General features: G+C 71.7%; 8 protein-coding genes and 1 pseudogene. 5 read left to right on the top strand and 4 right to left on the bottom strand.

The features are described from left to right. The 5 genes and pseudogenes from ACZ63H_RS07775 to ACZ63H_RS07755 form a co-directional block, all read left to right on the top strand. Nucleotides 1-711, top strand: a pseudogene (locus ACZ63H_RS07775) (alpha-1,4-glucan--maltose-1-phosphate maltosyltransferase); the annotation flags it as partial. Beyond that, the gene (gene treS / locus ACZ63H_RS07770) at nucleotides 708-2408 is read left to right on the top strand and encodes a maltose alpha-D-glucosyltransferase (RefSeq protein ID WP_469862921.1); all 1701 of its coding nucleotides are present in this window, start codon (nucleotides 708-710) and stop codon (nucleotides 2406-2408) included. The pseudogene ACZ63H_RS07775 and the gene treS, both read left to right, overlap by 4 nt. A gap of 90 nt (nucleotides 2409-2498) precedes the next feature. Continuing rightward, nucleotides 2499-3884, top strand: a complete 1386-nt coding sequence (locus ACZ63H_RS07765; protein WP_469862920.1) for a maltokinase N-terminal cap-like domain-containing protein — start codon at nucleotides 2499-2501, stop codon at nucleotides 3882-3884. Between the two features lie 26 nt (nucleotides 3885-3910). Further along, on the top strand, nucleotides 3911-6271 hold the full coding sequence (glgB, locus tag ACZ63H_RS07760; RefSeq protein WP_469862919.1) for a 1,4-alpha-glucan branching enzyme: 2361 nt from the start codon (nucleotides 3911-3913) through the stop codon (nucleotides 6269-6271). A gap of 364 nt (nucleotides 6272-6635) precedes the next feature. Then, a complete protein-coding gene (locus tag ACZ63H_RS07755) occupies nucleotides 6636-7430 on the top strand; it encodes a helix-turn-helix transcriptional regulator (RefSeq protein ID WP_469862918.1) in 795 nt (264 codons plus the stop codon). A gap of 63 nt (nucleotides 7431-7493) precedes the next feature. Here ACZ63H_RS07755 and ACZ63H_RS07750 read toward each other — a convergent pair whose 3' ends face one another. The 4 genes from ACZ63H_RS07750 to ACZ63H_RS07735 all read right to left on the bottom strand — a co-directional run bounded on the left by ACZ63H_RS07750 (nucleotide 7494) and on the right by ACZ63H_RS07735 (nucleotide 12427). Beyond that, nucleotides 7494-9725, bottom strand: a complete 2232-nt coding sequence (locus ACZ63H_RS07750; RefSeq protein ID WP_469862917.1) for a HelD family protein — start codon at nucleotides 9723-9725, stop codon at nucleotides 7494-7496. 185 nt (nucleotides 9726-9910) lie between these two features. Next, nucleotides 9911-10243, bottom strand: coding sequence for a thioredoxin family protein (locus ACZ63H_RS07745; RefSeq protein WP_469862916.1), 333 nt, complete (start codon nucleotides 10241-10243; stop codon nucleotides 9911-9913). Next, nucleotides 10240-10665 carry a MerR family transcriptional regulator gene (locus tag ACZ63H_RS07740; RefSeq protein WP_469862915.1) on the bottom strand — a complete coding sequence of 142 codons (426 nt, stop codon included), beginning with the start codon at nucleotides 10663-10665 and terminating at the stop codon, nucleotides 10240-10242. The genes ACZ63H_RS07745 and ACZ63H_RS07740 overlap by 4 nt, the downstream gene beginning before the upstream one ends. Nucleotides 10666-10753: 88 nt before the next feature. Further along, nucleotides 10754-12427 carry an MFS transporter gene (locus ACZ63H_RS07735; protein ID WP_469862914.1) on the bottom strand — a complete coding sequence of 558 codons (1674 nt, stop codon included), beginning with the start codon at nucleotides 12425-12427 and terminating at the stop codon, nucleotides 10754-10756. Nucleotides 12428-12481 lie beyond the last annotated feature (54 nt).

Here is a 12481-nt window from a genome sequence, read left to right as displayed (position 1 = left end):
CAGCAGTCCTACACCTACTTCACCTGGCGCAACAGCAAGCAGGAGCTGACCGAGTACCTCAGCGAGCTGTCGGGCGAGGCGGCGGCCTACATGCGGCCCAACCTCTTCCCCAACACCCCCGACATCCTGCACGCCTACCTCCAGCACGGCGGACGCCCCGCCTTCGAGGTCCGGGCCGTGCTCGCCGCGACCCTCTCCCCCGCCTGGGGCATCTACTCCGGCTACGAACTGTGCGAGAACACCCCGCTCAGGGAAGGCAGCGAGGAATACCTCGACTCGGAGAAGTACCAGCTCAGGCCCCGCGACTGGGAGGCCGCCGAGCGCGAGGGCCGCAGCATCGCCCCGCTCATCACCCGCCTCAACACCATCCGCCGCCGCCACCCCGCACTCCAGCGCCTGCGCAACCTCCACTTCCACCACGCGGACCAGGACGCGGTGCTCGTCTACTCCAAGCGCGAGGGCACGGACACGGTCCTCGTGGTCGTCAACCTCGACCCGCACCACACCCAGGAGGCCACGGTCTCGTTGGACATGCAGCGACTCGGCCTGGACCGGCACGAGTCCGTGCCGGTGCGCGACGAGCTGACCGGCGAGACCTACCACTGGGGCAGGGCCAACTACGTGCGCCTCGAACCTGGTCACAGGCCCGCGCATGTCTTCACCGTCCTGCGACCGTCCAACCCGCAGATCGGAGGGTCACCCACGATATGACCGTCAACGAGCCTGTTCCGGACACCTTCGAGGACACACCCGCGGGAGACCGGGACCCCGATTGGTTCAAACGCGCCGTCTTCTACGAGGTCCTGGTCCGCTCCTTCCAGGACAGCAACGGCGACGGTGTCGGCGACCTGAAGGGCCTGACCGCCAAGCTGGACTATCTCCAGTGGCTCGGCGTGGACTGCCTGTGGCTGCCCCCGTTCTTCAAGTCCCCACTCAGGGACGGCGGTTACGACGTCTCCGACTACACCGCCGTCCTGCCCGAATTCGGCGACCTCGCCGACTTCGTGGAGTTCGTGGACGCCGCCCACCAGCGCGGCATGCGGGTGATCATCGACTTCGTCATGAACCACACCAGCGACCAGCACCCGTGGTTCCAGGAGTCGCGGCGGGACCCGCACGGTCCCTACGGGGAGTACTACGTCTGGGCCGACGACGACAAGCAGTACCAGGACGCCCGGATCATCTTCGTCGACACCGAGGTCTCCAACTGGACGTACGACCCGGTACGCAAGCAGTACTACTGGCACCGCTTCTTCTCGCACCAGCCCGACCTGAACTACGAGAACCCGGCCGTCCAGAAGGAGATCCTCTCCGCGCTCAGGTTCTGGCTGGACCTCGGCATCGACGGGTTCCGGCTGGACGCGGTGCCGTACCTGTACCAGCGGGAGGGCACCAACTGCGAGAACCTGCCCGCCACCCACGAGTTCCTGAAGCGGGTCCGCAAGGAGATCGACGCCCAGTACCCCGACAAGGTGCTGCTGGCGGAGGCCAACCAGTGGCCCGAGGACGTGGTCGACTACTTCGGCGACTACTCCGTCGGCGGCGACGAGTGCCACATGGCCTTCCACTTCCCCGTCATGCCCCGCATCTTCATGGCCGTACGCCGCGAGTCGCGCTACCCGGTCTCCGAGATCCTCGCCAAGACCCCCGCGATCCCCTCCACCTGCCAATGGGGCATCTTCCTGCGCAACCACGACGAGCTGACCCTCGAAATGGTCACCGACGAGGAACGCGACTACATGTGGGCCGAGTACGCCAAGGACCCCCGCATGCGCGCCAACATCGGCATCCGCCGCCGCCTCGCCCCCCTGCTCGACAACGACCGCAACCAGATCGAGCTGTTCACCGCCCTGCTGCTGTCCCTGCCCGGCTCCCCGATCCTCTACTACGGCGACGAGATCGGCATGGGCGACAACATCTGGCTCGGCGACCGCGACGCCGTGCGCACCCCCATGCAGTGGACCCCCGACCGCAACGCCGGCTTCTCGTCCTGCGACCCCGGACGCCTCTTCCTGCCCACGATCATGGACCCGGTCTACGGCTACCAGGTCACCAACGTCGAGGCATCCATGTCCTCCCCGTCCAGCCTGCTGCACTGGACCCGCCGGATGATCGAGATCCGCAAGCAGAACCCCGCCTTCGGACTCGGCTCCTACACCGAACTGCCGTCGTCCAACCCGGCGGTGCTCGCCTTCCTGCGCGAGTACGAGGACGACCTCGTGCTGTGCGTGCACAACTTCTCCCGCTTCGCCCAGCCCACGGAGCTGGACCTCAGCCGGTTCGGCGGGCGGCATCCCGTCGAGCTGTTCGGCGGGGTGCGGTTCCCGGCCATCGGCGAACTGCCGTACCTGCTCACCCTCGCGGGGCACGGCTTCTACTGGTTCCGGCTGCGCGGCGAACCCGCGTGACCCGCGGCCCGGTGGGGCGGTTTCCGCCGTCCCACCCGGGGCACCCCACAGTGACACCCCGACGACTCCCCGGGGAAAGGACGTGACGCCATGGCGGCAACGGTCACCCCCTCCGGCACCACAGGTTCACTCCTCGCCTCGCTCGACCCCCTGCTGCGCACCTGGCTGCCCCGGCAGCGCTGGTTCGCGGGCAAGGGGCGCCCGGTCACCGGCTTCACCCCGGTGGCCGTCACCGAACTGCTGCCGCCCGGCGGCCGACTGGGCCTGTACCACCTGCTGCTGCGGGTCCACCAACCGTGCGCGCCGGGCGGGGAGACACACCCCGGCGACTGCTACCAGCTCCTCGTCGGCGTGCGCGAGGCGCTGCCGCCCCGGCTGGCGCCCGCGCTGATCGGACACGTCACCGAGGGTCCGCTCGCCGGGTCCACGGTGTACGACGCGCTCCACGACCCCCGGCCCGCCGAACTGCTGCTGGAGGCCCTGCGCGGCCGGACCCGGGTCGGGGTGCTGCGCTTCGACCGCGACGCGCGCCAGGAGATACGGCCGAACCTCGTGGCCCGGCTGATGACCGCCGAGCAGTCCAACTCCTCGGTCGTCTATGGAGATACGTTCATCCTCAAGGTGCTGCGCCGGGTGGTGCCGGGCGTCAACCCCGATCTGGAGCTGCCGCTCGCCCTGGCCCGCGAGGGCTGTCCCCGGGTGCTCGCGCCGACGGGCTGGCTGCGGGCCGAGCCGGGCGGGGAGCCGTACGTGCTCGCCGTGCTCCAGCCCTATGTCAGCGGCGCGGGTGACGGCTGGGAGCTGGCGCTGCGCGAGCTGGCCAAGGGCGAGGACTTCGCGGCGGAGGCGCACGCGCTGGGCCGGGCCACCGCGGAGGTGCACACCGCGCTCGCCCGGGCCCTGCCCACGGTCACCCTCGGCCGCACCCAGCTGGAGCTGCTGGTCGACGGCATGACCGAACGGCTGGCGGCGGCCGTGCGGGCGGTGCCGGCCCTGACGCCGTACGAGCCCGGGCTGCGCTCCGCCTACACGGCGCTCGCAGGCCTCGCCGCCGAGGGCCGCACCTGGACCGCCCAGCGGGTGCACGGCGATCTGCACCTGGGACAGTGCCTGCGGGCGCCGACCGGCGAGTGGGCGCTGATCGACTTCGAGGGCGAGCCGGCCCGGCCGCTGGCGGAGCGGCGCATGCCGCAGCCGCCGGTGCGGGACGTCGCCGGGATGCTCCGCTCCTTCGACTACGCGGCACACTCGGTCCGCCCGCCCGCCCGGGACTGGGCGCACGCCTGCCGGGCGGCCTACTGCGCCGGGTACGCGGAGGCCGCCGGCCGCGATCCGCGCACCGATCCGGTGCTGCTGCGGGCCTACGAGACCGACAAGGCGGTCTACGAGGCCGTCTACGAGGCCCGGCACCGGCCCGACTGGCTGCCCGTACCGATGTCGGCGATCCGCCGCCTCGCCGCGTCCGATCCGACCTGACCGACTCTCGTCCGGGAGACTCACTCGTGACGTCCAAGAAGCCGGCCGCCGGGCACAGCCCCGGCACGGCCGGGAACCAGACAGCCGGGAACACCACGGCCGGGGGGAAGGCCCGGGCCGCGCGGGCGCGCACCCGGCAGGTGCCCGCCCAGTCGCCGCCGCCCGGGCCGGAGGGCACCACCGCCCCCGTCGTCTCCGCCGTCGCCGCCGCCCTCGACGCCGACGACCGCGAGCGGCTGCTGCACGGCACCCACCACGATCCGCACACCGTCCTCGGCGCCCACCGGGTCCCCGGCGGGGTCGCCTTCCGCGTCCTGCGCCCGTACGCCCGGGCCGTCACCGTGGACTGCGGCGAGCTGCGCGCCCGCCTGCACGACGACGGCGACGGCTTCTTCTCCGGCCTGCTCCCGCTCGCCGAGGTCCCCGCCTACCGGCTGCTCGTCACGTACGACGGCACGGCCCTGGAGACCGAGGACCCCTACCGCTTCCTGCCCGCCCTCGGCGAGCTGGACCTGCACCTGATCGGCGAGGGCCGGCACGAGCAGCTGTGGCAGGCGCTCGGCGCGCGCGTCCTCACCCACCAGGGCGTCACCGGCACCCGGTTCGCGGTGTGGGCGCCGAACGCGCGGGGCGTCCGGGTCACCGGCGGCTTCAACTTCTGGGACGGCACCGGCTTCCCGATGCGGTCGCTGGGCGGCACCGGGGTCTGGGAGCTGTTCGTGCCGGGGATCGGGGAAGGGGAGCTGTACAAGTTCGAGATCACCCGCCCGGACGGCTCGCGCACCCTGCGCGCCGACCCGCTGGCCCGCCGCACCGAGGTGCCGCCCGCGACCTCCTCGGTCGTGGACGTCTCGCACCACGAGTGGGGCGACGCCGAGTGGCTGGCGCACCGCGCGGACACCCCGGTGCACGAGGCCCCCTTCTCCGTCTACGAGGTCCACCTCCCGTCCTGGCGGCCCGGGCTGTCGTACCGAGAGCTGGCCGGGGAGCTGACGGCGTACGTCCGGGAGATGGGCTTCACGCACGTGGAGCTGATGCCGGTCGCCGAGCACCCCTTCGGCGGCTCGTGGGGGTACCAGGTCACCGGGTACTACGCCCCGACGGCCCGCCTGGGCACCCCCGACGACTTCAAGTACCTGGTGGACCGGCTGCACCAGGCCGGCATCGGGGTGCTGATGGACTGGGTGCCGGCGCACTTCCCGCGCGACGAGTGGGCGCTGGCCGCCTTCGACGGGCGCCCGCTGTACGAACCCCAGGACCCGGCGCGGGCCGCGCATCCGGACTGGGGCACGCTCGAGTTCGACCTCGGCCGGCGCGAGGTGCGCAACTTCCTGGTGGCGAACGCCGTGTACTGGTGCGAGGAGTTCCACATCGACGGGCTGCGGGTGGACGCGGTCGCCTCGATGCTCTACCTGGACTACTCGCGGGAATCGGGGCAGTGGACGCCCAACGAGCACGGCGGCCGGGAGAACCTGGACGCGGTGTCCTTCCTCCAGGAGATGAACGCCACCGTCTACCGGCGCTGCCCGGGTGTGGTCACCATCGCCGAGGAGTCCACGGCCTGGGACGGTGTCACCCGCCCCACCCACCACAGGGGCCCGAGCGGCTTCGGCGGGCTCGGCTTCGGCCTGAAGTGGAACATGGGCTGGATGCACGACTCGCTCCAGTACATGAGCCACGACCCCGTGCACCGCGGTTACCACCACCACGAGATGACGTTCTCGATGGTGTACGCCTACAGCGAGAACTACGTCCTGCCGATCTCCCACGACGAGGTGGTGCACGGCAAGGGGTCCCTGGTGTCGAAGATGCCGGGCGACTGGTGGCAGCAACGCGCGAACCACCGTGCCTACCTGGGCTTCATGTGGGCCCACCCCGGCAAGCAGCTGCTGTTCATGGGACAGGAGTTCGCGCAGGGGGCCGAGTGGTCCGAGGCGCGCGGGCCGGACTGGTGGCTGCTGGATCCGGCGTACGGCGCGGCGGCGGACCACCGGGGCGTGCGGGACCTCGTCCGGGACCTGAACACGGTGTACCGGGCGGCCCCGGCGCTGTGGCAGCGGGACACCGACCCGGCGGGCTTCGAGTGGATCGCCGGGGACGCGGCGGACGACAACGTCTTCGCGTTCCTGCGCCGCGCCGCCGACGGCACCCCGCTGCTCGCGATCTCCCACCTGGCGCCGGTGGTCCGCTCCGACTACCTCGTCGGGGTGCCGGAGGACGTCCCGGCGTGGGTGGAGGTGCTGAACACCGACGCGGCGCGGTACGGCGGCAGCGGCGTGACCCACCCGGACCCGGTCAAGCCGGAACCGCGGGGCGCGCACGGCCGCCCCGCGAGCCTCCGGCTGACCCTGCCCCCGCTGGCCACCGTGTGGCTGCGGCCGGCGTAGACCCCGCCTCGCCTCAAGATCAGTCAGATAATGTCGCTCGCCATCATCATTCCTTTCGGAAAAGATCGTTGATCCAAAGTTTTCGATCATCACAGGTTAGTAGGATGAGAAGCTCTTGAGTGATCCCATACTCTGCTCGACGCCACGGGCAGAGTATGGAGTGCAAATCATGCAAGATGCTTTCGAGTGCGTTGCGGAACACGTTCGGACCGCTTTCAGAAGCGGTCCGATCTGCGTGCACGTGGACAACGCGCAAGAGTGCGAAATCAAGCGCCACCCCCAATACGACGAGTTCCGCTCCAAGGCAGTGGTCGCGCGAGCGGCGCGCTCGTCGAGGTCACGCCTGTGGGACTCCATGGTGGCCATGGGAAGGCTGTCCGACATGCGCGGCGACGACAGGTGGCGCATGGCCGTCGTGGACTGCCTGACCCCCTTCCTCCGAAAGCGCTCCCAGATCATCGCGCGGGACTTCTTCGCCGACCTGGAGGACGTCCGGTCGGAAATGGTCGCGGCCGCCCTCGCCACCTGGGCCGCCACGGCCACAGGAGTGGCTCCCCGCGAGGTACCGGCATTGATGATCAAGGCAGCGGTCAACGCGGCCTACGCGTGCGCGAAGGCCCCGGGCAACGAGAGCCCGACCGGTGACCCGGACGCGTTCCTCGCGCACGAAGAGGCTCCGTCGGACTCCGCGATGAAAGCCTCCGCGGTCATCCCCGACGCCGACCCCCGCGACCCGGCCGTCGCCGAGCAGATCCGAGGCGAGTGCCATGGGGCCAAACTGCGCAGGTTCGTCCACCCGAACGTCCTCAGGGAATTCCACGACGACATTCGAACGGGCCGCCGCACCGGCGTCGCACGCCACCTCGCGACGGAATCGATGCTCGCGCGCATGTTCGTCACGGGCGGCAATCACTACTACTACACCTCGGACCTCTACCCCTCGTTCGTCGGCCTCCCGGTCGCCGCCGAGGTGCTGGGCATCCCCCCGTCCTCCGCCTACCGCATGATCAGGGCAGGCACGTTCCCCTGCCCCACCACGTTCATGGGGCGAAAGCACCAGGTGCACACGAAGGCCCTGATGAGCCACCTGGACATCCCGGACGTCATCGTGCACCCCGATGACGTGGAGAACGGCGCGGAGCACGCCCGCTGGGAATGACGGTGCCGCCGGGCGGGGTTCCCGTCCGGTTCCCCCCGGAGCCGGGCAGGAACCCCCCGGCCATCAGACCGCGTCCACCAGCCCCTTCGGGAGCGACCCGGTGTGCAGTACGCCCAGGCGCTGGGTGGCGCGGGTCAGGGCCACGTACAGGTCGCTGGTGCCGTAGGCGGCCGGTTCCACCACCAGGACGGAGTCGAACTCCAGGCCCTTGGCCTGGCGGGGGTCGAGCAGGACCACCGTCCGGGTCAGGTCGGGCTCCGCGCCCGCCGTGACGCCGTCCAGGCGCGCGGCCAGGGCGCGGTGCAGCGCGCGCGGCGCGATGACGGCCAGCCGGCCCTCCTCGGGGGTGAGTTCGGCGACCGCCTCGGCGACCGCGCCGGGCAGGTCGCCGGCGGCCTGCCGCACCCAGGGCCGTACGCCGGTGGAGCGCACCGAGCCGGGCGGCTCGAAGTCCGGGTGCGCGGCGCGGACCACGGCCGCCGCCAGGTCCATGATCTCGGCCGGGGTGCGGTAGTTGACGCCCAGCCGGGTGTGTTCCCAGCGGTCCTCGACGTAGGGCGCGAGGATGTCCTCCCAGGAACCGACGCCGGCCGCCTCCGCGGTCTGCGCGGGGTCGCCGACCAGCGTCATCGAGCGGGTCGGGCTGCGCCGCATCAGCAGCCGCCAGGCCATCGGCGACAGCTCCTGCGCCTCGTCCACGATGATGTGCCCGAACGCCCAGGTGCGGTCGGCCGCGGCCCGCTCGGCGGCGCTGCGGTGGTCGGCCTCCTCCTGGCGTTCGGCGAACCGCTCGGCGTCGATGATGTCGTGCGCGGACAGGACCTCGCTCGCCTCCGGGTCGTCCTCCTCCTTGTCCTCGAACTCGTAGGTCCGCGAGGCGTAGGAGACGTCGAGCACGCCCTGCGCGTAGGCCACCTGGGTCTCGCGCTCGCGTTCGGCGCGGGCGCGGGCCGACCGGTCGTCCTCGCCGAGGAGTTCGGCCGCCTCGTCCAGCAGCGGGACGTCGGCGACGGTCCAGGCGCGGGTCACCGGCCGGCGGATCGCGTCGGCGTCCTCCTCGGACAGGTAGCCGTCGGGCTCGGCGAGGAAGTCGGCGACCAGCCGCTGCGGGGTGATCCGGGGCCACAGCCGGTCGACGGCGTCCCAGACCTCGGGGTTCTCGGCGATCTCGTCGCGGATCTGGGTGATGTCGGAGGCGTCGAGCAGGCTGCTGCCGTCGTAGGGATCGGTGCCGACACGCTCGGCGTACAGCTCGGTGAGCGTGTTGAGGATGTGGCCCTCGAAGTACTCGCGGGACGCGTTGTGCGGCAGCCCGGCGGCGCGGGTGCGCTCGCGGGCGACGCCCACCAGGCCGTCGTCCAGCATCAGCACCTCCCGGTCGTGCTCGATCGCGATCACCGGGTCCGGCAGGGCCTGCCGGTCGCGGACGACGGCGGCCAGCACGTCGGCCATCTGGGCGCGGCCCTTGACGGCGGCGGCCTCGGGAGTGTCGGCCGCGGTGGCCTTCACCCCGGGGAACAGCTCGCCGACGGTGGCCAGCAGCACGCCGGTCTCGCCGAGGGAGGGCAGCACCTCGCCGATGTAGCCGAGGAAGGCGGGGTTGGGGCCGACGATGAGGACGGCGCGGCGGGCCAGCAGCTCCCGGTGCTCGTACAGCAGGTACGCGGCCCGGTGCAGCGCCACCGCGGTCTTGCCGGTGCCGGGGCCGCCCTCGACGACCAGCACCCCGCGGTGCGGCGCCCGGATGATCCGGTCCTGCTCGGCCTGGATGGTCTGCACGATGTCGCTCATCCGGCCGGTGCGCGCCGAGTTCAGCGCGGCCAGCAGCACGGCGTCGCCGTTGTGGTCCTCGTGGCCGGTGCGGGTGGCGTCGCGGAGGTCGAGGATCTCGTCGTGCAGGGAGGTGACGGTCCGGCCCTCGGTGGCGATGTGCCGGCGGCGGCGCAGGCCCATCGGGGTGTGGCCGGTGGCCAGGTAGAAGGGGCGGGCGACGTCGGCCCGCCAGTCGATCAGCACGGGGGTGCGCTCGGCGTCGTCCTCGCGCAGCCCGATCCGGCCGATGTGGTGTGTGGCGCCGTCGGCCAGGTCGATCCGGCCGAAGCAGAGCGAGCCGTCCACGGCGTTCAGCGCGGCGAGCAGCCCCGAGCGCTCGGCGACCAGGATGTCCCGCTCCAGCCGGGCCTGCATGGGCTTGTCGCCCTGGGCGAGCGCGTCCGCGACGGAGGTCTCGGTCTCGCCGCGCAGGACGTCCACACGTGCGTACAGTCCGTCGATGAATTCCTGTTCGCCGCGCAATTCACCGTCGGGAAATTCGCTGTTAGACAGATCCGCGTTTGACAATGCCGCTCCCGCCCGCATATACTGTGGTCACTGAACTTCTTCACGGCATCCCATAAGGAAGTCGTGAACCACTGAATATACGCAGAAAAATCCCCCGAGCGCAATTGCCCGGGGGATTTTTTTCACGGTCGGCGGCCGTTTCACAGCACGTCGGCCAGCTCCTCCAGCAGCCGCCGCCCAGGGCGCGCGCCCACCATCGCCTTCACCGGCTCACCGCCCCGGAACACCATGAACGTCGGCATCGACAGCACCTTGTAGGCGTTCGTGGTGTCCGGGTTGTGGTCCACGTCCAGCTGGACCACCTTCAGCCGCTCGCCCTCCTCGGCCGCCAGCCGGCTGAGCACCGGTGCCATCTGCCGGCACGGCGGACACCAGTCGGCCGTGAACTCCACCAGGACCGGCGGTTCCGCTTCCAGGACCTCCGTCGCGAAGTCCGCGTCCCCCACTTCCGCCACACCCGCCGCTCTGCTCACCACTGCCCTCCCAGTTCGCACACGGGCTCCGGACCTCCCGGAACCAACGCCTCGGCGGCCAGCTCGTCGCGTGCCCGTTCGGCCCGCACCAGCTGCCCCGCGACCGTCTCCCGTACGGCGGTCAGCTGCCCGATGAGCGCGTCCAGCTCGGCCAGCTTGTGCCGGTAGACCACCAGCGAGGCCGGGCAGGAGTCGCCCTGCGGATGACCGGCCCGCAGACACTCCACGAACGGCCGGGTCTCCTCCAGGTCGAAGCCGAAGTCCCGCAGGGTGCGGATCTGCGCCAGCAGCCGCAGATCGCCCTCGTCGTACGTCCGGTGCCCGTGGGCGTCGCGCCGGGCCGGCAGCAGACCCCGGGACTCGTAGTAGCGCAGGGTGCGGGTCGTGGTTCCGGCCCGTGCGGCCAGCTCGCCGATTCGCATGTCCCCGACGGTACGGGTTGACGTCGGCGTCAACGCAAGACCGGCCGGGACGGCGGTCCCGGCCGGTCTCGCGCTCCTGCCCGCGGGGTCAGGCGGTCGTGCTGTGCGCCGGCTCCTTCTCGGCGTCCTCCGCCCGGGGCCCGGCGGCCTCCCGGCGCGGCAGCAGGGCGGCCACCAGGACCGTGCCGACGCCGAGGACCACCGCGCCGACCAGGCTGGTGTGGGCGACCGCGTCGGAGAAGGCGGAGCCGACCGCGTCGGCCATCTGCCGGGCGCCGGAGGCCAGCTCGCCCGCCTGCTGCTTGAGCTGCGCGGCCTGCTGCGGGTCGGTCGCCTGCTGGGCCTGCGCGGCGGCCTGGTGCGCCTTGTCCCCGATGCCCTGGGCGACGGCGTACCCGGCGCCGACCGAGTCCTGCGCGGTGTCCAGGGCGTTCGCCGGGAGCTTGCTGCCCTTGGTGGCGTCGGCCAGGTGGTCGCTGTAGGAGGTGGCCAGCAGCGAGCCGAGGATGGCGATGCCGAGCGAGCCGCCCAGCTCCAGCGAGGTGTCGTTGACGGCGCCGCCCACGCCCAGCTCCGACTCCGGGAACGCGCCCATGATGGCGTCGGTGCAGGGCGAGAGCGCCAGGCCTATCGCGAGGCCCAGGATGATCAGCGGCGCCACGAAGTCGGCGTACGTGGAGGCCGCGTCCACCCGGGTGAGCAGGGCGAGGGCGATCGTGCCGCCGGCCATGCCCGCGCCGACGGTCCACTTCATGCCGACGCGCGGGGTGAGCAGGGCGGTCAGGGCCGAGCCGACGAACACCGCGCCGGCCAGCGGCAGCATGCGCACGCCGGTCTGCAGGGCGTCGTAGCCGAGGACGAACTGCAGGTGCTGGGTCAGGTAGTAGAAGGCGCCGAAGACGGCCAGGAAGAACAGGGCGACGGCGAGGTTGGAGCCCGCGAACCGGCGGGCGGTGAAGCGGCGCACGTCCAGGATCGGGCGCGGGTGGCGCAGCTCCCACAGCACGAAGGCGACCAGGCCCACGCCGGCGACGACGGCCGCGCCGATCGCCTTGGCGCCCCAGCCGAAGTGCGGTCCCTCGATGATCATGTAGACGAGCGCGCCGGTCCAGATCACCGACAGCACGCCGCCGACGTAGTCGATGCGGTCGTGGTGGCCCGCCTTGGAGGGCGGGACCAGGACGAAGGCGGCGACGAGCGCGACGGCCGCGACCGGCACGTTGATCAGGAAGGTGGAGGACCAGCCGTGGTCGCGCAGCAGGGCGCCGGCCACCACCGGTCCGGCGGCGATGGCGAGCCCGGCGGTGGCGGTCCACAGGGTGATGGCCTTGGCCCGCTCACCGCGCGGGAAGGTCGCGGCGAGCAGCGAGAGCGTGGCCGGCATGATCAGCGCGGCGCCGACGCCCATCACGGCGCGGGCCGCGATGACGGTCGCCGAGCTGTCGGCGAGGTAGCCGAACACGGCGCCGCCGCCGAACACCACCAGGCCGAGGACGAGCGCGCCGCGCCGGCTGTACTTGTCGCCGATCGCGCCGAGCAGCAGCATCAGCGCCGCGTACGGCACGGTGTAGCCGTCGATCACCCACTGGAGGTCGGCGCTGGAGAGCCCGAGGTCCTTCGTCATGTCGGGCGCGGCGACCGTGAGGGCGGTGTTCGCCATCACGATGATCAGCAGGCTGAGGCAGAGCACCAGCAGCGCCCACCACCGCCGGGCGTAGGGGCGCTCCATCCTCTCGACCGGTTCGGTCATGACGAGTCGCATGGCAGGGATCGCCTTCCTCGGGTACGCGACGGACTTGCACAGTAACGTGCAATT

This window comes from Streptomyces sp. NPDC104831 (genome assembly GCF_055583025.1).
This window is presented reverse-complemented; position numbering and strand designations above follow the sequence as displayed.